The organism is Rheinheimera sediminis (assembly GCF_004005375.1).
Lineage (GTDB): Bacteria > Pseudomonadota > Gammaproteobacteria > Enterobacterales > Alteromonadaceae > Pararheinheimera.
In genome coordinates this window covers 65,654-87,594 of record NZ_RZUF01000023.1, presented here as the reverse complement: position 1 = coordinate 87,594, position 21,941 = coordinate 65,654, and the positions used below count along the sequence as shown (strand labels likewise).

Genomic DNA, 21,941 nt, shown 5'->3' with positions numbered 1-21,941 from the left:
CTGCGTCCTTGGCGCTGTGGCTGCGTTGCAGGCGGGCGACCCTACGGATTTATCGTGAATTTCATTGTAGGGGCGCGGGTTTATCCCCGCCCGTTCAGCGTTCAATCCTGTGTCGATTGGGTTTATCCCTGCCCGTTCAGCGTCCAATCGAAGCCAATAAAATTATTCTGTTACCCAAGGCATTTGAGGTAGCAAGGACAGATGTTCGATATAACGCTGCAGATTAAAGGTTTCGTTACGTTCAATCACGGCTTCCATCTCTGGTGCCAATGCACAAGCCATCAGCTCCAGTGCATCTTCTCTGCTGTGGCCTGTCATGCATAAACGCATCAAAGTTTCTTTTACTTGTTTTGGCTCATTATCGGCCAGTTGGTTTTCCAGCACTTCAAAAATTATTTCTTGATCGACTAAGGGTTCCTGACTCATGCGAATTTCCTAGCTATTCATATAAGCGCAGCATGCCAGAGCAAGGGCAAAGCAGCAAGTCGAAGGACCGGCTTCTGAAGTTTTTCCATTTGTCCGATGGTGTTCAGCTTAGGCTTTGGCTAAGCTGGGCCATGGCTTTTTAAACATAAAAACATAAACTTATGCAACAGGGATATTCATCAAACTGGCACAGTAAGCTCAAAGCTTTAGGACCAGGTGTTTTATTAGCAACGGCTGCTATTGGGGGTTCGCATATTGTCGCTTCCACTCAGGCTGGTGCTTTATTTGGCTGGCAACTGGCGGTACTGATTTTGCTGGTGAATGTATTGAAGTACCCTTTTTTCCGCTTTGGTGTGGAGTACAGTCTGCATAGTGGCGAAACTTTGCTGGAAGGCTATAAAAAGCAGGGCCGGGGTTATTTATTAAGTTTTGTCTGGCTGAATTTAATAGCTGCTGTGGTGAACACCGCGGGGGTATTGCTACTAACTGCCAGTTTACTGCAGTTTTTTGTACCAGCAGAAGTGTCACTGACTGTGCTATGCCTGATCTTGCTGGCAGTATGTTTAGTGATTTTATTGGCAGGTCGATACAAGTTGCTCGACACTGTCTCTAAGTGGGTCATGCTGTTGTTGACGATCACCACTGTAGCTGCGGCCATTATTGCTTTTAACAAAGGGCCAACTGCAGCGCCTGACTTTGTTGGCCCTTCTCCCTGGCAGTTATTGTATTTAGGTTTTTTAGTGGCACTTATGGGCTGGATGCCTGCCCCAATTGAAATTTCCGCTATTAATTCCTTGTGGCTGAAAGCCAAGCAGCAGCACACCCCTGTCAGTAAAAAGGATGGTTTGTTTGACTTTAACTTAGGCTACTGGAGCACTACTGCATTGGCTCTGGTATTTTTGTCACTGGGCGCTTTGGTGCAATATGGCTCGGATCAGAACGTAGAATTAGCTGGTGTTGCGTACACCAGCCAGTTTGTCGCTATGTATGCCAGCACTATAGGGGATTGGTCAAAGCTGTTGGTCGCTTTGGTGGCCTTTCTCTGCATGTTTGGTACAACGCTGACCGTGCTGGATGGTTATGCCCGCACTATCAATGAATCCTTCCAATTGCTGGGCTGGCAAAAAACAGAACGGAAAAATAGCTACAACCTTTGGCTGCTGGCTCAGGCTGCTTCTGGTATGGCAGTGATTTTATTCTTTAAATCAGCCCTTGGACCTATGCTGACTTTTGCCATGAGTCTGGCTTTTGTGACTACTCCTGTGTTTGCTTGGCTGAATTACCGCCTGATGCGCGGCCAGCAAAAACATCTGATGCAGCCTTGGATCCGCTTGTTATCCTGGTTGGGGTTGACCTACTTATTTGGCTTTTCGCTGCTGTTTATCTGGTGGTATCTGAGTAAATAACCTGAGCTCCAAATGAATAAGGCGAACCATAGTCCGCCTTATTCATGTTGCCCAGACCGCAGTTTTACAAACTTAAAGTTCGTTCACCGCGTGAAATACCAGATACGCCACTGCGAACTGTTTCCAGTATTTGCGTGCCGTTTAACGCCTGAATAAAAGCTTCCAGTTTGTCCGAGGTACCCACCACCTGAATGGTGTAGGTACTGGCTGTGATATCAATAATCTGGCCACGGAAGATATCAGCGCAGCGTTTTACTTCTTCACGTTGCTCTGCTGTGGTTTTGACTTTGACCATCATCAGTTCACGTTCGATATGAGCTGACTCGCTTAAATCCGCCAGTTTGACCACTTCAATCAGTTTATGCAGCTGCTTGGTGATTTGTTCTATCACCTGATCATCACCGCGTGTCACTAGTGTCAGACGCGAAATAGTTGGATCTTCAGTGGCCGCTACTGTTAAGGAGTCAATGTTGTAACCACGCTGGGCAAACAAGCCTACCACGCGGGCTAAAGCGCCGGACTCGTTTTCCAGCAATACAGATAAAATATGCCGCATCTTAAGTCCGCTCCGTTTTACTTAAAAACATCTCATTCATAGCGCCGCCTGGTATTTGCATTGGATAGACATGCTCGGTTGGATCGACATGAATATCTAAAAACACCAGTTTGTCTTTCAGGGCAAAAGCACGTTCTAACGCAGGTTCTAACTCTTCGGCTTTGGTGACACGAATACCGACATGGCCATAAGCTTCAGCTAACTTCACAAAGTCAGGCAAGGAATCCATATAAGAGCTGGAGTAGCGGCTGTCGTAGTTCATATCCTGCCACTGTTTTACCATGCCCAAATAGCCGTTATTCAGGTTGATGATTTTGACATTCAGACCATATTGTTTACAGGTCGACAGCTCCTGAATATTCATCTGAATAGAGCCTTCGCCTGTCACGCAGACTACTTCAGCATCAGGGTAATGCAGTTTCACACCCATAGCGGCCGGTAAACCAAAACCCATAGTGCCGAGGCCACCTGAGTTGATCCAGCGATTCGGTTTATCAAACTTATAGTACTGCGCGGCAAACATCTGGTGCTGACCTACGTCCGAGGTGACATAAGCATCGCCTTTAGTGTGACGGTGTACAGCCTCAATCACGGCCTGAGGTTTTAAATGCGATTCGCTACTGTTATAACGGCCGCCATGCACTTCACGCCATTGCTGGATTTGTTGCCACCACTGGCCCAGTGCTTGCTGATCCAGCTGGCCTTGGTTTTTCTCCAATTGCTGCAACATCTCCTGCAATACCGGCTTCACTAATCCCACAATAGGAATATGTGCGTTGATAGTTTTCGAGATACTGGCCGGGTCAATGTCGATATGAATAATGGTGGCGTTCGGGCAGAACTTCTTCGTTGCGTTCGTGACGCGATCGTCAAAACGCGCGCCTACCGCAAAAATTACATCGGCGTTATGCATCACCTGATTGGCTTCGTAACTACCATGCATACCCAGCATGCCAATAAACTGTGGATCAGATGCTGGGTAAGCACCTAAGCCCATTAAGGTATTGGTGACAGGTAAGTTCAGCTTGCGGGCTAATAGCGTCAACTCTTCTGAAGCCTGACCTAAAATCACGCCACCGCCAGCATAAAGCACAGGTTTTTTCGCGGCTAACAAGGTGGTCAGGGCTTTTTTAATCTGGCCCGGATGGCCTTTGGCGTTCGGGTTATAGGAGCGCAGCTTGATATCTTTTGGATACTCGTATGGGAATTTCTGACTAGGGATAGTCATGTCCTTCGGAATATCTATCACGACAGGACCTGGGCGGCCGCTTTGCGCTATATAAAAGGCTTTTTTGACTAAATACGGAATATCTTCCGGGCGGCGTACCGACATATTGTGTTTCACAATAGGGCGGGAAATACCCAGCATATCGGTTTCCTGAAAGGCATCGTCGCCAATCAGATGGCTCATCACCTGACCACAGATCACCACCATAGGAATAGAATCCATATAGGCTGTGGCTATGCCGGTAACCGCATTAGTAGCACCAGGGCCGGACGTGACGAGCACTACACCAGCTTTGCCGCTTGCTCTTGCGTAGGCGTCCGCCATATGGGTCGCGGCTTGCTCATGGCGGACCAGTACGTGCTTCACCTGATGCTGTTGAAACATGGCATCGTAAATGTGTAACACGGCACCGCCGGGGTAACCATAAACATACTCTACGCCTTCGTCAGCTAGGGCGCGGATCAGCATGGCTCCACCAGACAGCAGTTCTGGTTGGGTGTTTTGGCTTGTCATTGTTCAGGTCTCATAGTTTGCACGTACGAACTTTAAGCCCTATTGCGGGTGCAAAAAGGCTTAAAGCAAAAATAACCGCTCTGCCTTGGGCAGAACAGCATAAATTCTTTTACGTGGACGGACAGAGTAAGGGATCTGTCAAAACTATGTGCCTGTATACCTTGAGGTATGGATCCGACTCGTTGGTCGTTTTTTATTTAGCAGGCTTGATGGCTAATTTAAGGGAATAATCGGCGAAAGTCGACAAAATCTTCGGGAATGTTTTTGAACATTGGAGCGCAGCGACGATGGCCCGTTAGGGTGAGCGCCATGGAAGGCGGCGAATACAAAATCTTCGGGAATGTTTTTGAACATTGGAGCGCAGCGACGATGGCCCGTTAGGGTGAGCGCCATGGAAGGCGGCGAATACAAAATCTTCGGGAAAGATTTTCACTCACATCATCCCTGATGTTCGCCTCCGGCAGCTTAAGCTGTGCAAAACGGCTGTCCTGCCGTTTTGTGAACAATGCGCAGCATTGGCCCAGAGGGTGAGCGCCACGGATGGCGGCGAATACAAAAACATCAGGAATGTTTTTCACTCACATCATCCCTGATGTTCGCCTCCGGCAGCTTAAGCTGTGCAAAACGGCTGTCCTGCCGTTTTGTGAACAATGCGCAGCATTGGCCCAGAGGGTGAGCGCCACGGATGGCGGCGAATACAAAAACATCAGGAATGTTTTTCACTCACATCATCCCTGATGTTCGCCTCCGGCAGCTTAAGCTGTGCAAAACGGCTGTCCTGCCGTTTTGTGAACAATGCGAAGCATTGGCCCGGAGGGTGAGCGCCATGGAAGGCGGCGAATACAAAATCTTCGGGAAAGATTTTCACTCACATCATCCCTGATGTTCGCCTTCGGCAGCTAAAGCTGTGCAAAACGGCTGTCCTGCCGTTTTGTGAACAATGCGAAGCATTGGCCCGGAGGGTGAGCGCCATGGATGGCGGCGAATAACGCTTTTTCTGGTCTGACCAAAAAAAGTGTCACTGCAGCAGTGCGATAACATGAGCTGTTAAACAGCTTTAGCAGGCCCCAATAGGGATTTGGTGCCCGTAGTTGGTAGAGGCTTTTAATCATTGGTAGTAAAGAGTGAGCTACCCACCGATTTCTTTTGCACGAGTTTTAGTGATTTCGTAAGAAATCTTTGGAATACAGGCACATTGGTATTAGTCTGGTATCCTTTTACGGCTACGTTATAACAAGTTTCTTAGGGACAAGATATGCAATCAATGACACTTCAAGAGTTCAGCCAACTGGTGCATAAATACAGGGTTAGGTCCGGTTACATTTTGGCTGGTTTTGTTTTCTTTTGGCAGTTACTAAAGTTGTATTTCGTCAATTCACTTATGGATCGTCGTTCCGAGTTAGGTCTCCCCGCCATTGAGAACTCACCAGAAATAGGGTTTATTTGGATTGGAGTGGTTTTGGGGTTATTTGTAGTGTTAAATCTGTGCTTTTATGGGTTTGAGAAAATACTTGTTAGGTTGTTTTTTAGTGATCCAAATGCTGGACAGGAACAACGTAAAGGATAGCAAGCCTGAGTGTTGTAAGATGTACTAAGTCGATCAGGTATTCGCTGAGTTAGTATCCCCTAGCCTCATCAAAGGCCAATTCGTGAATCTATTTGGCTCCCATACTCACAATTCCCAGCACAACCCCGACTTGCAAATCTAAGGTCCCGGCCACATAGTGGTGCAAAGCATTGCATAAAACCGGAGCTGTCCGGTTCGAATAAAATAGGTGAGTTGTGTCAGCTAATATCAAGCCCGTTACTATAGAAAATGTCCGTGAACTGTTAGAGCAGTCTTTTGCTCAGCCTGTGCTGTTTTATTTTTATTCAGAGCGCAGCCCGGCTTGTTTAAATTTAGGCCCGGTATTGCAGCGCATAGCGCAAAATTATCCGGATGCGCTGACGCTGGCCGTGGTGGATTGTGACCAGGAGCAGCAACTCGCAGCCCATTTTGGTGTGCGTTCTGTGCCTACAGTGCTCTTTATTAAAGAAGGTCAGCCGGTCGATGGTTTTGCCGGTGAAGAACCTGAGCAGGCTATTTTACAGCGCCTGAGTGCTTTTTTACCTAAGCCTGAAGATCAGTTATTACAGCAGGCTCTGCCTTTGCTGGAGCAGCAAAACTGGACTGAAGCTTATCCACTGCTCAAGCAAGCCAATGAACTGGCTGCTGAACGGGTTGATATCCGTTTACAGCTGGCCTTGGTGCAGGTTGAACTGGGTCAGTTAGAGGCTGCTGAAAAAGCCTTGGCTACAGTGCTAATGGCCGATCAGGACTCGTTGTATCAAAGTGTGAAAGCTCGGTTAGAATTAGCGCAACAAGCAGCTGACAGTCCTGAAGTCAAAGCGCTGGAACAGGCTTTAGTCACAGATCCTGACAATAAAGAGCTGCAGCAACAATTGGCCGTGCAGTATCATCAGGTGCAACGTTCTGCCGAAGCTTTGGCTTTACTTTATGAGCTATTGAGGCAGGATCTGAACTTTGGTGAGGCGAAAAAGCTCTATCTGGATATTCTGGCAACTTTACCCAAAGGTGAGCCTTTAGCCTCCAGCTACAGACGTAAACTCTATAGCCTTTTGTATTAATTCATTGTTTGAAAGGACTCCCTATGCTGAGAAAAACATGGACCAGCCTGGTGTGGCTGGTTCTGTGCTGTTGGTCAGCGCAAAGCTACAGCGCTGCTGTGGCAGAAAAAGTCTTTGCCGATTACGCTGACGCTTTGTTACAAGTAAAAGTGCTGGAATATGCTTCAGGCGCTAAGTCGGCCATCGGCAGTGGCTTTTTGCTGGCAGACTCAGATCTGGTGGTTACCAACTACCATGTGGTGTCCGAAGCTGTATTATTTCCGCAAAAGTATCAGCTGGAGTTTCTGGCGCAAAACCAGCAAAAAGGCACACTGGAAATAGTGGCTGTCGATGTGGTGAATGATTTGGCTTTGCTCAAAACCGACTACAAAGCCGCTAAGAGCTTTCAGTTGCAACAGCAACCCCCAGTGCAAGGCGCTGCAGTCTACTCATTAGGTAACCCTCATGATTTAGGCTTAATAGTGGTGCCGGGCACCTACAACGGTCTGCAAAAGCACAGTTTTTATCCTCGCATTCATTTTACCGGTGCCATCAATAGTGGCATGAGTGGCGGTCCTGCAGTAAACGAGGCTGGTGAGGTGATTGGTGTTAACGTGGCTTCTGCCGGTAATGACTTAGGTTTTTTAGTGCCTGCTGCGGCCCTAAAAACGCTGGTGGAAAAAGCTGTAGTCTCTGACTTAAAACAGGATATTCAGCAGCAACTGCTCGATAACCAACAACGTATGTTTCAGCAAATTCTGCAGGCTGACTGGCAGTTAAAAAGCTTTGGCCCTGCCACAGTGCCGGACGAAATTGTACCCTTTATCCGCTGTTGGGGTACCTCCAATGTGGAGAAAGACAAAGACGATGTAAAAAGAGTCAACGCCTTTTGTAACCAGCCGGAAGAAATCTTTTTGTCGTCAGAATTCAGTACAGGCCGCATTGAAATGCAGTTTGAATGGATCCAGGCCAAAGACTTACATCCACTGCAGTTCTTTCGCCGTTATCAGTTCAGCATTAGCCAGATGAATGCCGATAACCGTGCAGGCCAGGATGATGTGACGGCTTTTTCCTGTAACAATCAGCTGCTCAATCCGGCGGAAGGTCAGCATGCCAAAGCTATCTTTTGCATCAGGGCTTATCGTAACTACCCGCAATTGTTTGATGTGGCTTATATCTCAGCCTCTATGGATCATCAGCAACAAGGTGTGGTCAGCCATTTCACTCTTTCGGGAGTAGATCAGCAAATCGCCTTAGCATTCAGCCGTAAGTTTATTGGAGCTGTGGTATGGCAGTAATAGTGGAAGTACTGAACAAACAGCAAAAAGTCACAGAGCGGCATAAGTTTTTACAGCCTCAAGTGAATTTAGGCCGTGCTTTTGATAACGATGTGATTTTATTTAACAAACATGTTTGCCCTTACCATGCCGTGTTGCAACAAGATGAAGAAGGTCATTGGTGGCTGGAGGATTTAAGTTCAGTCAATGGCAGTTTTTTGTCCGGGCGCAAAGCTGTAGTGGCTAGAGAGCTGCTTCGTTCAGGTGAAATCTGTTGGCTGGGTGAGCAGGCATTACGTTTATATGACGACGCTCATCCTGTAGCTGCCACTATGCCTTTTAGTGTGATAGAGCAGAGACTGCAGGCTATGGGGCATTGGGCTTTTATCTTGTTGTTTGCGCTGATACTGGCAACCGATCAGGTGGCAGAGATTTGGTTGACTTTGTCAAAGCAAATGGAACATATGTGGCCAGCACGTTTGCTGGATATTCCGCGCAGTCTGCTGTTGTTTTGCATTTTGCCTGCGATATTGGCGTTGTGGAGCAGATTTAATCAGCAGGAAAGTCATTTTATGCCTCAGCTAAGCCTGACTTATGCTGCTGCTGCCTGTGGCACCTTGTGGGGAGCCTTTTGTTTTTGGCTAGGCTTTAATCTGGATGGTTCAGGCATGGCTCAGGGGGTTGAAGTTGTCGGCTACACTTTAATCTTAACTGCTTTGTTTAGTGGTAACTTTTGTCTGGCTACCCATTGGTCTCCTCGATTTCGTACTGCTGTAGCTTTGGCTTTGGCTTTATTAGCTACCTCAGGTCAATGGGCTAATCTGCTCACACCGCCATCGCCTTTTGACCGCAGTTTGCGTTACGACGCGCGTATCTTGCCATTGCCTTTTTATCTGGGGCAGGGCAAAGATATTCAGCAGTATGAGCAGGATTTACAGCAGTTATTTGAACAAGTAGAACAAAAGCGGCAGTATAAGGATAAGCAATAACAATACAGATCAGATCACGTTGTGATCTGATCTGTATTTTCAGCTTACTGCAGTTTTTGCCAGATAGCGCGGATTTGCTCGGACAAGGTCATAGGGTCGAAAGGTTTGACAACCACATCAGCCGCGCCTAAATCTTTGTAGGATTCAATTTCATTTGCTTGTACTTTGGCGGTCATAAAAACCACTGGAATCTGGCTTAAATCAAAATCGGCCTGCATTTTTTTCAAAGTACTAGGGCCATCCATACCTGGCATCATCACATCCAGCAAGATCAGCTGAGGCTGAAAAGCGTGAAAAGTATTTAATGCCTCTTCACCGCCGCTGCAGGTTTCAACGGTAAAACCTCCTACGACTTCCAGCGCAACTTTTGCCACAGCCTGGATCGATGGATCATCTTCCACATGCATAATACGTTTGAGTTCTGTCACCTGAATGTCTCTTTATCGGGCCATGCTTGATGAACTGAGTGTGCATGATTTTTGGCTTTGATGCTAGTTGAAGCGGGGCCGGGCTTGAGAAAAAACTAACCAACGGCGCCAGAGCTTTTAACTTCGCAGTGGTATAGTGTCGGTATTCGGTAGTGTACAGATAGTTATCTTTCCCATGCCCCAGTTATTGTCTGAACAATTTTTACAGTTGGATTTGTTATTAACTCAGTACCAGCACTACTGGCGTTTTAGCCCTTTCCATTTCACCAACCTGCCTTGGGCTGATACAAGCTTAGCTCAGAATTTACAGCAGCTTGGGCCTGCAGCAATAGAGCGTTTGGAACAGGATGAAACCCAACGTTGTCATTATTTTTCTGAGTTTTTCCCGGAATTAAACCAGTGTAGCCCTTTTGAGTTAATACAGGAAAAAGGCACAGAGCAGACTGAACTGCCTTTTTGGTTTAGTCGAGATATTAAAGGACGAAAACTAGAACAAATTCAGAGCTTTGGCTTACAGATGCAGCAAAGTGACTTGCCCGTGTTGGAATGGTGTGCTGGCAAAGGTCATTTGGGACGTTGGTTATCATTTAGCAAACAACGAACAGTAACTAGTCTGGAGTGGCAACCTCAGCTCTGTGTTGAGGGCCAGCAACTGGCAGAAAAGCTCAGGTTGTCACAGGTATTTGTTCAGGCCGATGTGTTGTCGGAAGAAGCCTCTAGGTATCTCAACACCGATCAGCAGATAGTGGCTTTGCATGCCTGCGGTGATTTGCATATCCGTTTACTGCAACAAGCCAGTTGGGTAGGCGCAGCAAAGCTGGATATAGTGCCTTGTTGTTATCATTTGATTGCCACAGAGCATTACCAGGCCTTGTCTGTTTTGGCGCAGCAAAGCGCTTTGGGGCAACTCAGCAGGGACGAACTCAAACTGGCTGTGCAAGCTCAAGTAACGGCGGGAGAGAGAGTTGCACGTTTGCGTCACACAGAGGTGATGTGGCGTTTGGCCTATCAGGAGTTATACCAGGCCTTACAATGCCAAAGCCACTACAAGCCTTTATCTTCAGTACCTAAACATTGGTTTAGTGGCGAGTTTAGCGCTTTTGCCCAGTGGGCTGCTTCACAGCATCAATGGCAAATCCCGGCTGAAACAGACTGGCAGCACTATCTGCAATTGGGGCAACAACGACATTTATTAGTACAAAAAATGCAGCTGGTACGTTCGTTATTCCGGCCTTTGCTGGAGCAATGGCTGGTGCTGGATAGAGCCTTATTTTTAGAGCAACAAGGTTATCAGGTGCAGGTTAAACAATTCTGTAACTACCAGCTCACGCCACGGAATTTGCTGATTAGCGCCTGTAAGGTACCGAGCTAAAGTTCTTGCTGCCTGCCACCTATCCGCTGGAAAGTGCTTAAGGTAAACAAGGGTAAAGTGGCAAATAAGGTTTCAAAAATTTCGGCCTGAATTTGCTCATAGTTGGCCCAGATTTTATCTGCACTGAAGCAATAAATTTCAAGGGGTAAACCCACTTCGTTCGACTCCAACTGACGCACCATCAGTGTCATGCGCTGATTGATATTTGGGTTCTGCTGCAGCAGCCACTGGGTGTAGTAGCGAAACAATTTCAGGTTGGTCAGGTGAGGCTGTTTTATCAAGTCTTGCGCTATTGCGGTGTCAAAAAACGGCTGCAACACTTGCTGCTCCAGCAGTTGTTGTATCTCTTGCTCATCAAGAAAACCTATGCTGTGGATATCAATTTTAATAGCTCTTTTAATACGGCGACCACCGGACTGTTGCATACCCCGCCAGTTTTTAAAGGAGTCTGAGATCAGCGCATAAGTGGGGATAGTGGTAATAGTATTGTCCCAGTTTTGCACTTTTACCGTAGTCAGTGCTACCTCTATTACTGAGCCGTCTGCACCGTACTTTGGCATTTCAATCCAGTCTCCACGGTTAACCATGTTATTGGTGGCTAACTGAATACTGGCGACCAAACCTAAAATAGTGTCTTTAAACACTAATAATAACACTGCGGTTAAGGCTCCCAGGCCGCTGAGCAAATACACCGGCGACTTACCCAACAAAGTGCTGAGGACCAGTATGGCGACCACGATAAAATCGAGTAATTTCAATACTTGAGCCAGCCCCAGATAAGGCACGTTACTCTGACGCTCTACCGAGCTGTAAATAGTGGTTGCAAAGTTGATCAGTGCGGCAAATGCAAAACCCGCAAAGCAATACAGATAGATCCAAAGGCCCAAATGCACAACCGACATAAAATCAGGCCAGTGCATGAAAAACTGTTCTGCTGAGCTAATCAGCACTACAGCTGGAAGCAGATGTGCTAGATGGCTGGCTAGTTTGAGCCGTTCTTTTTCAGTCTGATGTTCTAAAGTACCGTCCATTTTGTCCAGCAGGCGGGCAATAGCGGGTAACAAATAGCGGCGGGCTAAAGTAAACAACAGGCTGAGCAGCAACAACGCCAGCACTATTCTGATGGATAACATGGCGACATGATTTGGCGCCAAGGTCAGGCCAAAATAACTGGCCGCTTGTTGTAAATACAGATCTAACACAAGGCGTTTTCCGCAGCTGAAGTTTCTGGTTGTTGATATGCAGCTATAGCCAGATCTTTTTTCAGCCAGCGCTGATTCAGCCAGTTTTGGAAACTCACTCTGAAGGTTTCATCGTTAAAATAATCGCCAATAATTTCGTGATCAACAGGCAGAATTTCAACCAGCACAACCACCCGCTTTAAGCGGCCACAGAGCATATCTATGGCGACATGGCCTGGGTTATCCGGGTACATAATGGTCACATCCAACACCGAATGAAACTGTTGTCCCATGCTGGCTAGCGTAAAAGCAATACCACCCGCCTTAGGGGGCAATAAATGCCGGAATGGGCTACGTTTTAGTTTGTGTTTTTCTGCAGTGAAGCGTGACCCCTCGACAAAATTGATAATAGTGGTCGGGGTATCTTTAAATTTTTCGCAAGATTTACGCGTGGTTTCAATATCTTTGCCTTTGAGATGTGGCTTTTTGGATAGTTGTGCCTGGCTGTAACGCTTCATAAAAGGCATATCTAAAGCCCAGGAGCTAGAGCCAATAAAAGGTACCCACTTTAATTGCTCTTTTAAAAAGAACTTAGGCTCAGGAATTCGGTTTAAGGCAAACTGACTCAATACCGGAATGTCCAGCCAGCTTTTGTGATTAGAAATCAGCAAATACCAGCTGTCTTTTTTCAGTTCAGCCACACCACTGACTTGCCATTCCACTTTATTAAATAGCTCCATCAGTAGTTTGTTATAGCGTGACCAGCGGCGATAACACCAGTGAGCGGGTTTAGACCAGAAGGTTCGGATTGCAGTGGTTGGCGACAACAACTTGGCAATACCTATCAATGTAACCAGCGAACCCCAAAAAGTCAGGTTGCAACTAAACATAAAAAACGCCAGAGGTGCTTTCAATACGACAGGCAACCAATACAACATTAGTTTCGCTCTCCTTGCTTAAGCTCTGTTAACAATAGATCTTTGTCTAACCACAATTGATTCACCCAGCTCTGAAATCGTTGTCTGAATAGCGGATCGTCATAATCACCAATCAGCTTGGGGTCTATAGGCAAGACTCTGACTCGTACTTTAACTTCGTGTACTTTACCTGAAATATAATCCCAAAAGGTAGGGATGCCTTTGGGGTAACAGATAGTAACATCCAGCAGTTTATGCAAATGCTCACCCATCGCATTCAGTACAAAAGAAATACCACCGGCTTTAGGTTTGAGTAAGTGAGTAAAAGGCGATTGCTGTTTGTCGTGTTTAAGTTGAGTAAAGCGGGTGCCTTCGAGGAAATTCATCACAGAGACTGGCTTGTAACGGAATTTCTCGCAAGCTTTACGAGTTGTCGCAATATCAGTGCCTTTGAGTTCAGGTTTTTCTGCCAGCTGTTTAGCTGTTAAACGCTGCATAAAAGGAAAATCCAGCGCCCACCAGCATAAACCAATCACAGGTACGTAAATCAGTTCTTTTTTCAGAAAAAACTTTAAAAAGGGTGCTTTGTGATTAAACACTTTTTGCAACACCAGAATATCGACCCAGGACTGATGATTCGCCATCACCAGATACCAGTCTTTGACGCTTAAGTTATCTATACCTTTGATATCCCAACGAACTCGGGTAAAAACACTGCTGGTTAAATTGTTCAGCGTGATCCAGCTGGTAGCGCAGAAATCCAGCAAATAGGTGATCCAGGTTTGCCATGTTTTGATCGGAGGCAGCTTGACTATGGCGAGCAACAGGATTGGGACGGCCCAAAAAATAGTGTTGATCACATACAGCAGAAAAGATATCGAGCCACGTACCGGGGCTGGTAAGAAATGCAACATAACACCACCATCTAAAATTTAGAGGGGCAGAGCACCAGCTTCAGTGCTCTAACCCCTTCACTCATCTGATCAGTGGCAAGTTTACCTTAATCTTCGAAGTAGGTGTAACCATAAACACCGGCTTTTAGTTCATCTAAATACGATGACTGCATTTCCGGGCTAAAGTCCATCCGCGCTAATTGCTTCTGGTAAGAGGCAAGCAGCTTCTTCGCGTCAAACTGGACATAACGTAAGACGTCAGCCACTGTGTCGCCTTTAATCGCATTGGTCAGACGGTAACCACCTTCTTCATCCAGCTCTACATGGACTGAGTCGGTATCGCCAAACAGGTTATGCAAGTCGCCCAGAATTTCCTGGTAAGCGCCCACCATAAACATACCCAACAGGAACTGCGAGTCTTCTTTGTAAGAAGGCAGTGGTAAGCTTGATTCAATACCGTTGCCGTCAGCATAACTTTTCAGCACGCCATCTGAGTCACAGGTAATGTCCTGAATAATAGCGCGGTGTTCCAGCGACTCATTCATCCGCTCCAGTGGCATTACCGGGAATAACTGGTCAATACCCCAGGCATCCGGCATAGACTGGAACAAGGAGAAGTTAACAAACAGCTTGTCCGCTAATTTCTCGTTCAGTTCATCGTGAATATCACGGTGTGAGCGCGAAGATAAATCCAACTTGTTTTTTACTTTGTTGATGGTGGCAAAGTAAATCTGCTCAAGCAAAGACCAATCTTTTAACGTCAGTAAACCATGCACATACTGAGCATGAGCATCAGTAAAATAATGCACTGCATCGTGGTAAGCTTCTACTGCTGTGCGTGGCGTGACGTTTTTATACGAATCCCACAAAGCCCAAATCACGGCTGGTGAGTCTTCGCTTGGTTCTGGCATGTTGACCAGACCTGGTGCACGCTCTACGTCAATAGCATCGGTAATTAGCACAGCGTGGTGTGCAGTCATAGCACGGCCAGATTCCGTAATAATATTCGGATGTGGTAAGTCGTATTCGTCACAAACTTCTTTTAAGCCGTACACCACGTTACGGGCGTATTCCAGCATGGTGTAGTTCATTGAACAGGCTGAACGTGAGTTCGACCCTTCGTAGTCCACACCTAAACCACCACCAACGTCAACCGTAGTGATAGGCACACCTAAAGTGCGCAGTTCGGCATAGTGACGGGCACATTCACGAATCGCATTGTGAATATCGCGGATATTGGCAATTTGAGAGCCGATATGGAAATGCACTAACTGCAATAAGTCCAGTTTGCCGGCGTCACGCAGAATGTCGATGGCTTGCAGCACTTGAGTGGCTGTTAAGCCAAACTTGCCTTTTTCACCACCGGTATTTTGCCATTTACCTTTACCGACCGAGTTCAGCTTGATACGGATGCCTATCATAGGCGCCTGGCCTAAGCTGTCGATTTCACGGATTAAGGTTTTTAATTCAGTGATTTTTTCAACGACCACGTACACCTGGTGGCCCATCATCTGGCCAATAGTGGCTAAACGCAGGAACTCAGAATCTTTGTAGCCATTACAAACAATACGCAGAGGTTTGTCGGTGACACCTAAAATAGCCATTAGCTCAGGCTTGGAGCCCGCTTCCAAACCTACTTTGCCACTGTCATGGCTAACCAGCTTTTTCACTACTGAGAATTGCTGGTTTACTTTGATAGGGTAGACAGCCGTATATTCGCCCTGATAATCACGCTCTTGTTTAGCTTGAGCAAAAGAGCTGATTAAAGTGCCAACGCGGTGCTGCAAAATATCGGTAAAACGCACCAATACGGGCAGGGTTAAGCCTTCCTCTTTAAAACGCGCAGTCAGTTCCGGGAAATTTATACCGGGTTTTTTGTGGTCCTGGTCCGGATAGGCCACCAGGTCGCCATTGTTGTTTACATCAAAATAGCCTTCACTCCAGACTGCTACGTTATATATGGATCGTGCTTTTTCGATACCCCAATCTGCCATTGTCGTGCCCTTAAAAAAATGATGCGCTATTTTAAAGCCAATGCTGTGAAAAAAACATGAAAAGTTTGTCTCATCTTGCCCTGGCTGGCAAAATACTGCCAAAGTCATTGAAGTTGCGGCAGGTTGGCGGTAAAAGGCCTCAGCACTGCTGCAAGTTCAGATAAGTCTGGGAAGTCCAGCTTAGTTTATTTTGAGGAGATAAGTATGTCAGGCGACAACAAATGGTTCACTGAAATTTTTGCAGCCAGTGGCAGTGCCTTCGGTTTGGCCATTACCAAAAAACTGGAAGAGGTACAGTCGCCTTTTCAACATATTGAAATGTTTGAGACTACGCATTTTGGCAATTTGATGGTGATAGACGGCGTGATTATGCTCAGCAGCCGCGATAATTTTCTCTATCACGAAATGTTAAGCCACCCGGTGTTATTTACTCACCCAAATCCAAAGCAGGTGGTGATTATAGGTGGCGGTGACTGCGGTACTTTGCGTGAAGTATTAAAACACCCTGATATCGAGCAAGTCACCCAAATTGATATCGACGAACAAGTGACTCGGATGGCGGAAAAATACTTCCCAGAGCTTTGTGCCTCCAATAACGACCCACGTGCTAGGTTGAAATTTGCTGACGGTATTCAGTTTATGCGTGACGCAGCCCCAGAATCGTTGGATGTGGTGATTGTAGATTCAACCGACCCTATAGGTCCGGGTGAAGGTTTATTTAACGGAGCATTCTATGAAAGCTGCTTAAAAGCACTGCGCCCTGGCGGTATTTTAGTGCAACAAAGTGAGTCGCCACTAATTCATATGCCTTTGCTAAAAGCCATGCGTGATGCCATGACAGACGCTGGTTTTGCTGATTTACAAAGTCTGTTATTCCCGCAAATGGTCTATCCATCCGGCTGGTGGACTTGTACTTTAGCCCGTAAAGAGGCCAAATTTGACGGCTTCCGGGTTGACGCTGCACAAAACCCTGCCTTTGAAACTCAGTACTACAATGCTGAAGTGCATCAGGCTGCTATGGCTTTGCCTAATTTTGTAAAGAAGGCGTTTGCTGAGAAGTGATAAAGTTTCGGGCGGTATCGAACATCGCTTGATGCCCTGGCACTGTTCCTGCTTTACATCAGAATGTTAAGCAGGTAAAACAGGACTAAATACACAGACTCAGGTAGCCTGAAGTTGCATGAGAATGACTAATGCCAGACTCCAGAAGCATGCTGGAGCCAGGTGGTTGGGAAGAGAACAGGTCGTCAAAAAAGTAGCTGTATCTAAGACGGGTATTGTGATGATTCATGGAGGAGACGGCATGACGCAATGGCTGATCAGTGGGGCAGCGCTATTACTTATCATAGGCTGGTTATGGTTCATTGGTGCGGCTGAGTCAGAGCAACCTGATGCAGTTCCAGTAGTGACAAGGGTTGTTCAACCCAAAGCACAGGTCCTTGTGCCTGCAAAAGAGCCCGAACCATCGGGTCAAGTGCAAGCCGTTGTGCACAACAGCACTCAGGCACAGGAGTCTGTTGTGGTAAAGTTTGAGCAGGCCAAGTCGATTTGTCTGGAAGGCCGGGGTTGTACTTTAGACCTGCAGGAAAACTGGCACTTGCGGCTGATCAGCGCAAATAAAGAACTGTCTCGCGCTAAACTAGAGTTGCTGTTTAAAAGCAAAAACTTTCGCGAAGCGGCGGAGCAGCTGCATTATTCTCATCAATATCCACAAGATAACCAACTTGAACAAAATCTCGAGCAGGCATTGTCTGATTTAGAAGACAAATTTGGCGCCGGCGCAGAGGCTTTCGGCTGTCGGGACAATATCTGTTTGGTCCAACTGCGTTTACCAATTGAAATCAAGGCGGACGAAGTACTGAAGCAGTTTTCCGGGATGGAGCCGTCTTGGCAGCATATTTATATGTCGGAGCTGAAAACTAAAACATATTGGCAAATACGTTTACTGGTTAAAGCCGAGCTCCAGCCTTGAATCGTCTGTGATTTAGTTGGTGTTTTGCCTTCCTGCCCATAACAACGAAGAAAAAATCAACACCGACCCCGCTGATAAAGTCCACCAGTTGACATTTTGTTGCCAGAACACAAAGTTCACCACCAGGCCTGCGGGGATCAGCACGTTATTCATCACCGCTAACTGATTAGCATTGACCTGGCGAGCTCCTGCGTTCCATAGCCAATAACCTAAACCTGAAGCTACTACACCCAGCCAGACTAAAATGCCGTAGTCCAGAGTCGTGGTCGGCATCTTGTTCCAATCGGCAAACAAAACAGTGGCCAGTAAACTGGTGATGGTTGCGCCGACAAAAAACCAGCCAAAGTTATAACGCTGTGCAGCAGTGGAGCCCAAATTCAGCTGACGATAGGCCACCTGGCCAAAAGCAAAACAGAAGTTGGCGGCCTGGATCAGCAACAAACCCCACCAAAAATCTGAGCTTAAGTTCTGATAGCGAATGACTAAAGCCCCCACAATGGCCAGCAGGGCAGGACCTAACCAACGAAAATGCAGCTTTTTATAACGCCAGAAGTAATCCAGCACTGAGATATAAACAGGGGTCAGAATGGTAAACAGCAGCACTTCGGCCACAGATAAATACAGGAAACTGTGATACAGCAGCAGGTACATCAGCCCCAACTGAATAGCACCAATGGCGGCAAGAGCCATAGCCTGAGTTTTTGAGCTGGTGCTTTTGAATAACCAGGGCAGGAATAACAGTAAGGCCAACAGCATACGGCTGCTGACCGCCAGATAAGGGTCGACCCGGCTTGTTAAAAATTCACCAATCAGGGAAAAACTAAAAGCCCAAATCAGTGTAACTAACCACAATAAACCCATAAACAAACTCCGGTTTGCTGCTTTTGCAAAATGTAGGGGCTGGGTTTACCCCAGCCCGTTGCAAATTACAAGTCCAGACCGGTTTTTTATATTATTGAGTGATAGCTTCGATATGTATCTCAACGCGGCGGTTCATTGCTCTGTTGCTGTCAGAATTGTTTGGCACAGCAGGGTAACTTGGACCTAAGCCCTGAGTTTCAACCCGAATTGGGTTCAGGCGCTGCGCTACTAAATAATCTTTTACGCTTTCAGCACGTTTTTTCGACAATTGCATGTTGTAATCGTAAGTGCCTGTATCGTCGGTATGGCCGCTGATCACTAATAGTGTTTTATCGTATTCGCCCAGCACTTTAGCCACATCGTTTAATACTGGATAGAGCTGTGGTTGAATGGCAGCCTGATTTACAGCAAAAGTAATTTGTGACGGAATTTCTAAACGTAAAATGTTGCCGTCACGATGCACTTTGACACCAGTGCCTGATAATTGATCTCGCAGGGCCATTTCCTGATTGTCCATATAACGGCCCACAGCAGCACCAGCTAAAGCGCCAATAGCAGCGCCTATCGCCAACCTTTTGTTTTTATGATTACCTGTGGCTTTACCCAGCACAGCCCCTACACCAGCGCCAATGGCTGCGCCTTTAGCGGTGTTTTGGTTTTCCGGCGCTATGTTCATGCTGGCACAACCTGATAAAACTAAGGTGCTGCATAAGGCAACTAAAGCTAACTGTTTGGCTTTCATACGAACTCTCCTGAATTTTTGTGAGGTAATTCTACCCTGGTAGAACTGAATTAGCGCTGAACTATTTTGCAGTAGAAATGGGCGAGAGCACGCAGTCAACGCCGCTGTGGTCGCAAGTACGAAGGCTATAGACATATATACGTCTAAATAGGTATGCTCGGGTGGTTAAATTATAACTGGAGATAAATGGGTGTTATGGCTGGGTTAAAGTGGCGACGTCTGGTATTAAAAGTGGGCAGTGCCCTGATTGCACCAGAAGCAAAAGGTTGCTCCACCCGTTATTTGCTGGCGATTGCTGGGTTTATCAGCGAATGCAGGCAACAGGGGGTTGAAGTGGTATTGGTGTCTTCAGGTAGTGTGGCGGCAGGCCGCGCAGCCATTCCCTTTGCCCATCACCCCTTACCCATTAATGTCAAACAAGCTATGGCTGCTGTTGGTCAAACCCGTATGATGCAAAGCTGGCGTAACTTGCTGGATTTTGATTGCGCACAAATTTTGCTGACGCATGACGATTTACAGCATCGTAACCGCTATTTAAATATCCACAATACGCTGCGTACTTTGCTGGATCACGGTGTACTTCCTATCGTCAATGAAAATGACACAGTGGCGACAGCTGAGTTGAAAGTCGGGGATAACGATAATCTGGCGGCTTTGGTGGCCACTGTTGTCGATGCCGATGCTTTGATTATTTGCTCAGATGTCGATGGTTTATATACTGCCAATCCACGTTCAGACAGCAATGCGTTGCTTATTCCTGAAGTACACCAAATCACGCCTGAGATTTATGCCATGGCCGGTGGCAGTCATCATGCCATTGGCACCGGTGGCATGACCACCAAATTGCAGGCCGCCAGTAAAGCCACGTCACAAGGCATTGATACCTTAATTATTAATGGCCAAAAAGCTGATAGTTTTGCCGCACTTTTAGCAGGCAAAGCCTGTGGCACTTTGTTTCATAAACAGCAGGAACGCATCAGTGCAAAAAAGCACTGGTTATTGCACAGTTTAAAAACGCGGGGCGAGCTAAAGCTGGACAGCGGCGCAGTGCAGGCGCTATTACACAAAGGTGCGTCTTTACTGCCCAAAGGCATCAGCAGTATCAGCGGTGATTTTGATAAAGGTGACGCTATTTGGCTATGTGACGAGGCGGGCAAGCAACTAGCCAAAGGCATCAGTCAATACAGTGTATCTGAGCTTGGTAAAATCCGTGGTGTGCATAGCCAGCAGATTGAAAGTATTTTGGGTTATTGCCCAAGTGAAGTGGTGGTGCACCGCGATGATTTAGCGCTGGTAGAGAGTTGAGCATGACAAGTGTAAATATTAAAGCCATTTGCCAAGAGGCAAAACAAGCCGCCTTGCAGCTGGCACAATTATCTGAAACCGCGAAAAACCAGCTATTGCTGGTGATGGCTGATCAGCTGGAAGCCGATACTGCCTTGATCCTGGCTGGCAATGCCAAAGATATGGCGGCAGGGCGCGAAAAGCAGTTAGCTGACGCTATGCTGGACCGCTTATTGCTGACTGAAGATCGGATAAAAACCTTAGCTAATGCAGTGCGTTACATAGCAGCTTTGCCAGATCCTGTAGGCCAAATCCGTCAAATGGCACCCAGGCCTAATGGTATTCAGGTCGGTAAAATGCGTATTCCGCTCGGTGTGATCGCGATGATTTACGAAGCCCGGCCTAATGTCACAGCAGACGCTGGTGCTTTGTGTTTAAAGTCTGGTAATGCGGTGATTCTGCGCGGTGGCCGTGAAGCCTTGCAGTCCAGCCTGGCTATTGCTGCTTCGCTGCATAAAGCCATGCAGCAGCAAGGTATTAACCCAGCTGCCATTAGTGTAATACCGGACCCGGACCGGGCTTTATTGCTGGAATTACTGCAACAAAAAGACAGTGTCGATTTAGTGATACCCAGAGGTGGCGAAGGTTTGATTCATTTTGTCAGCGACAACAGTAAAATTCCGGTGATCCAGCATTACAAAGGCATTTGCCATTTGTATGTGGATAAAGCCGCCGATCTGGATAAAGCCATGGCCTTGTTGCTCAACGGCAAAACTCAGCGGCCTGGAGTGTGTAATGCGCTGGAAACTTTACTGGTGCATCAGGCGATAGCGCCAGAGTTCTTAGCTTTGGTGTCCGCCGCTTTTGAACAAAAGCAGGTGGATGTTTTTGCCTGCGATTTGTCTCTGCCTTATTTTGCCACTGCAACTAAAGCGGATGATACCCAGTTTGATACTGAATATTTGCGTTTAGCCATCTCGGTGAAAACAGTGGCAGGTTACGACGAAGCTGTGGCTCATATTCAGCGCCACAGCTCAGGCCATACCGAGGTGATTTGCACTCAGGACATCAGCACTGCACAGCGTTTTTTAAAGCAAATTAACAGCGCTGTGGTGATGGTGAATGCGTCCTCGCGCTTTAGTGATGGCGGCGAGCTGGGGTTAGGGGCAGAAATTGGTATTTCTACCTCTAAGCTGCATGCTTATGGCCCTATGGGGCTGGAGTCTTTGACTACTGAAAAGTATATAGTGATAGGCGATGGCCAAACCCGCTCTTAGGGTCAGGCCTTGCAAACC

General features: G+C 46.9%; 21 protein-coding genes. 10 read left to right on the top strand and 11 right to left on the bottom strand.

Annotated features, from left to right (window positions below):
- Positions 1 to 162 precede the first annotated feature (162 nt).
- Positions 163 to 426, bottom strand: coding sequence for a hypothetical protein (locus EMM73_RS15940; RefSeq protein ID WP_127687794.1), 264 nt, complete (start codon positions 424 to 426; stop codon positions 163 to 165).
- Between the two features lie 161 nt (positions 427 to 587).
- Here EMM73_RS15940 and EMM73_RS15935 point away from each other — a divergent pair, with 161 nt between their 5' ends.
- Positions 588 to 1,832 (top strand): NRAMP family divalent metal transporter, encoded by a 1,245-nt coding sequence (locus tag EMM73_RS15935; protein ID WP_127687793.1) that lies wholly within the window; start codon positions 588 to 590, stop codon positions 1,830 to 1,832.
- Between the two features lie 64 nt (positions 1,833 to 1,896).
- Here EMM73_RS15935 and ilvN read toward each other — a convergent pair whose 3' ends face one another.
- The 3 genes from ilvN to EMM73_RS20090 all read right to left on the bottom strand — a co-directional run bounded on the left by ilvN (position 1,897) and on the right by EMM73_RS20090 (position 4,852).
- Positions 1,897 to 2,388: an acetolactate synthase small subunit gene (gene ilvN / locus EMM73_RS15930; RefSeq protein ID WP_008899063.1), complete on the bottom strand. Its 492-nt coding sequence runs from the start codon at positions 2,386 to 2,388 to the stop codon at positions 1,897 to 1,899.
- 1 nt (position 2,389) lies between these two features.
- Positions 2,390 to 4,129: an acetolactate synthase 3 large subunit gene (locus EMM73_RS15925; protein ID WP_127687792.1), complete on the bottom strand. Its 1,740-nt coding sequence runs from the start codon at positions 4,127 to 4,129 to the stop codon at positions 2,390 to 2,392.
- 561 nt (positions 4,130 to 4,690) lie between these two features.
- Positions 4,691 to 4,852: a hypothetical protein gene (locus EMM73_RS20090; RefSeq protein WP_186435261.1), complete on the bottom strand. Its 162-nt coding sequence runs from the start codon at positions 4,850 to 4,852 to the stop codon at positions 4,691 to 4,693.
- A 532-nt stretch (positions 4,853 to 5,384) separates the two neighbouring features.
- Between EMM73_RS20090 and EMM73_RS15920 the strand changes: the two genes are divergently transcribed.
- From EMM73_RS15920 to EMM73_RS15905, 4 genes are all read left to right on the top strand, one after another.
- Positions 5,385 to 5,696 (top strand): hypothetical protein, encoded by a 312-nt coding sequence (locus EMM73_RS15920; protein WP_127687791.1) that lies wholly within the window; start codon positions 5,385 to 5,387, stop codon positions 5,694 to 5,696.
- A gap of 215 nt (positions 5,697 to 5,911) precedes the next feature.
- Positions 5,912 to 6,757 carry a tetratricopeptide repeat protein gene (locus EMM73_RS15915; RefSeq protein WP_127687790.1) on the top strand — a complete coding sequence of 282 codons (846 nt, stop codon included), beginning with the start codon at positions 5,912 to 5,914 and terminating at the stop codon, positions 6,755 to 6,757.
- 23 nt (positions 6,758 to 6,780) lie between these two features.
- Positions 6,781 to 8,034: a S1 family peptidase gene (locus EMM73_RS15910; protein WP_127687789.1), complete on the top strand. Its 1,254-nt coding sequence runs from the start codon at positions 6,781 to 6,783 to the stop codon at positions 8,032 to 8,034.
- Positions 8,025 to 9,002 carry an FHA domain-containing protein gene (locus EMM73_RS15905; protein ID WP_127687788.1) on the top strand — a complete coding sequence of 326 codons (978 nt, stop codon included), beginning with the start codon at positions 8,025 to 8,027 and terminating at the stop codon, positions 9,000 to 9,002. Before EMM73_RS15910 ends, EMM73_RS15905 begins: the two co-directional genes overlap by 10 nt.
- Before the next feature lie 44 nt (positions 9,003 to 9,046).
- Here the strand turns inward: EMM73_RS15905 and EMM73_RS15900 are convergent, their stop codons facing one another.
- Positions 9,047 to 9,430 (bottom strand): response regulator, encoded by a 384-nt coding sequence (locus EMM73_RS15900; RefSeq protein ID WP_127687787.1) that lies wholly within the window; start codon positions 9,428 to 9,430, stop codon positions 9,047 to 9,049.
- A gap of 175 nt (positions 9,431 to 9,605) precedes the next feature.
- Here EMM73_RS15900 and EMM73_RS15895 point away from each other — a divergent pair, with 175 nt between their 5' ends.
- Positions 9,606 to 10,802: a methyltransferase gene (locus EMM73_RS15895; protein ID WP_127687786.1), complete on the top strand. Its 1,197-nt coding sequence runs from the start codon at positions 9,606 to 9,608 to the stop codon at positions 10,800 to 10,802.
- Here the strand turns inward: EMM73_RS15895 and EMM73_RS15890 are convergent.
- The 4 genes from EMM73_RS15890 to speA form a co-directional block, all read right to left on the bottom strand.
- A complete protein-coding gene (locus tag EMM73_RS15890; RefSeq protein ID WP_261373465.1) occupies positions 10,799 to 12,004 on the bottom strand; it encodes a mechanosensitive ion channel family protein in 1,206 nt (401 codons plus the stop codon). The two genes, EMM73_RS15895 and EMM73_RS15890, sit on opposite strands and share 4 nt — an antisense overlap.
- Positions 11,998 to 12,921, bottom strand: coding sequence for an acyltransferase (locus EMM73_RS15885; protein WP_127687785.1), 924 nt, complete (start codon positions 12,919 to 12,921; stop codon positions 11,998 to 12,000). The genes EMM73_RS15890 and EMM73_RS15885 overlap by 7 nt, the downstream gene beginning before the upstream one ends.
- Complete coding sequence (locus tag EMM73_RS15880) at positions 12,921 to 13,814, bottom strand: acyltransferase (protein ID WP_127687784.1); 894 nt, start codon at positions 13,812 to 13,814, stop codon at positions 12,921 to 12,923. Before EMM73_RS15880 ends, EMM73_RS15885 begins: the two co-directional genes overlap by 1 nt.
- 86 nt (positions 13,815 to 13,900) lie before the next feature.
- Entirely contained in the window at positions 13,901 to 15,787 is a 1,887-nt protein-coding gene (gene speA / locus EMM73_RS15875; RefSeq protein ID WP_127687783.1) for a biosynthetic arginine decarboxylase, read from the bottom strand.
- Positions 15,788 to 15,991: 204 nt separating this feature from the next.
- Here speA and speE point away from each other — a divergent pair, with 204 nt between their 5' ends.
- Together speE and EMM73_RS15865 are read left to right on the top strand one after the other, a co-directional pair.
- Positions 15,992 to 16,849 carry a polyamine aminopropyltransferase gene (gene speE / locus EMM73_RS15870; RefSeq protein WP_186435260.1) on the top strand — a complete coding sequence of 286 codons (858 nt, stop codon included), beginning with the start codon at positions 15,992 to 15,994 and terminating at the stop codon, positions 16,847 to 16,849.
- 241 nt (positions 16,850 to 17,090) lie between these two features.
- On the top strand, positions 17,091 to 17,759 hold the full coding sequence (locus EMM73_RS15865) for a hypothetical protein (RefSeq protein ID WP_127687782.1): 669 nt from the start codon (positions 17,091 to 17,093) through the stop codon (positions 17,757 to 17,759).
- Between the two features lie 12 nt (positions 17,760 to 17,771).
- Here EMM73_RS15865 and EMM73_RS15860 read toward each other — a convergent pair whose 3' ends face one another.
- Both EMM73_RS15860 and EMM73_RS15855 read right to left on the bottom strand, forming a co-directional pair.
- Positions 17,772 to 18,620, bottom strand: a complete 849-nt coding sequence (locus EMM73_RS15860; RefSeq protein ID WP_127687781.1) for an EamA family transporter — start codon at positions 18,618 to 18,620, stop codon at positions 17,772 to 17,774.
- A 91-nt stretch (positions 18,621 to 18,711) separates the two neighbouring features.
- Positions 18,712 to 19,362, bottom strand: a complete 651-nt coding sequence (locus EMM73_RS15855) for an OmpA family protein (protein WP_127687780.1) — start codon at positions 19,360 to 19,362, stop codon at positions 18,712 to 18,714.
- Positions 19,363 to 19,548: 186 nt separating this feature from the next.
- Between EMM73_RS15855 and proB the strand changes: the two genes are divergently transcribed.
- Both proB and EMM73_RS15845 read left to right on the top strand, forming a co-directional pair.
- Positions 19,549 to 20,667: a glutamate 5-kinase gene (proB, locus tag EMM73_RS15850; RefSeq protein ID WP_222422685.1), complete on the top strand. Its 1,119-nt coding sequence runs from the start codon at positions 19,549 to 19,551 to the stop codon at positions 20,665 to 20,667.
- 2 nt (positions 20,668 to 20,669) lie between these two features.
- Entirely contained in the window at positions 20,670 to 21,923 is a 1,254-nt protein-coding gene (locus EMM73_RS15845; protein ID WP_127687779.1) for a glutamate-5-semialdehyde dehydrogenase, read from the top strand.
- Positions 21,924 to 21,941: the final 18 nt, after the last annotated feature.

What these genes read in the sequence shown, in the direction of transcription:
- EMM73_RS15940 (WP_127687794.1), bottom strand. Translation starts at nt 426, where the DNA reads ATGAGTCAGGAACCCTTAGTCGATCAAGAAATAATTTTTGAAGTGCTG.
- EMM73_RS15935 (WP_127687793.1), top strand. Translation starts at nt 588, where the DNA reads ATGCAACAGGGATATTCATCAAACTGGCACAGTAAGCTCAAAGCTTTA.
- ilvN (WP_008899063.1), bottom strand. Translation starts at nt 2,388, where the DNA reads ATGCGGCATATTTTATCTGTATTGCTGGAAAACGAGTCCGGCGCTTTA.
- EMM73_RS15925 (WP_127687792.1), bottom strand. Translation starts at nt 4,129, where the DNA reads ATGACAAGCCAAAACACCCAACCAGAACTGCTGTCTGGTGGAGCCATG.
- EMM73_RS15920 (WP_127687791.1), top strand. Translation starts at nt 5,385, where the DNA reads ATGCAATCAATGACACTTCAAGAGTTCAGCCAACTGGTGCATAAATAC.
- EMM73_RS15910 (WP_127687789.1), top strand. Translation starts at nt 6,781, where the DNA reads ATGCTGAGAAAAACATGGACCAGCCTGGTGTGGCTGGTTCTGTGCTGT.
- EMM73_RS15905 (WP_127687788.1), top strand. Translation starts at nt 8,025, where the DNA reads ATGGCAGTAATAGTGGAAGTACTGAACAAACAGCAAAAAGTCACAGAG.
- EMM73_RS15895 (WP_127687786.1), top strand. Translation starts at nt 9,606, where the DNA reads ATGCCCCAGTTATTGTCTGAACAATTTTTACAGTTGGATTTGTTATTA.
- EMM73_RS15885 (WP_127687785.1), bottom strand. Translation starts at nt 12,921, where the DNA reads ATGTTGTATTGGTTGCCTGTCGTATTGAAAGCACCTCTGGCGTTTTTT.
- EMM73_RS15880 (WP_127687784.1), bottom strand. Translation starts at nt 13,814, where the DNA reads ATGTTGCATTTCTTACCAGCCCCGGTACGTGGCTCGATATCTTTTCTG.
- speA (WP_127687783.1), bottom strand. Translation starts at nt 15,787, where the DNA reads ATGGCAGATTGGGGTATCGAAAAAGCACGATCCATATATAACGTAGCA.
- speE (WP_186435260.1), top strand. Translation starts at nt 15,992, where the DNA reads ATGTCAGGCGACAACAAATGGTTCACTGAAATTTTTGCAGCCAGTGGC.
- EMM73_RS15865 (WP_127687782.1), top strand. Translation starts at nt 17,091, where the DNA reads ATGACGCAATGGCTGATCAGTGGGGCAGCGCTATTACTTATCATAGGC.
- EMM73_RS15860 (WP_127687781.1), bottom strand. Translation starts at nt 18,620, where the DNA reads ATGGGTTTATTGTGGTTAGTTACACTGATTTGGGCTTTTAGTTTTTCC.
- EMM73_RS15855 (WP_127687780.1), bottom strand. Translation starts at nt 19,362, where the DNA reads ATGAAAGCCAAACAGTTAGCTTTAGTTGCCTTATGCAGCACCTTAGTT.
- proB (WP_222422685.1), top strand. Translation starts at nt 19,549, where the DNA reads ATGGGTGTTATGGCTGGGTTAAAGTGGCGACGTCTGGTATTAAAAGTG.
- EMM73_RS15845 (WP_127687779.1), top strand. Translation starts at nt 20,670, where the DNA reads ATGACAAGTGTAAATATTAAAGCCATTTGCCAAGAGGCAAAACAAGCC.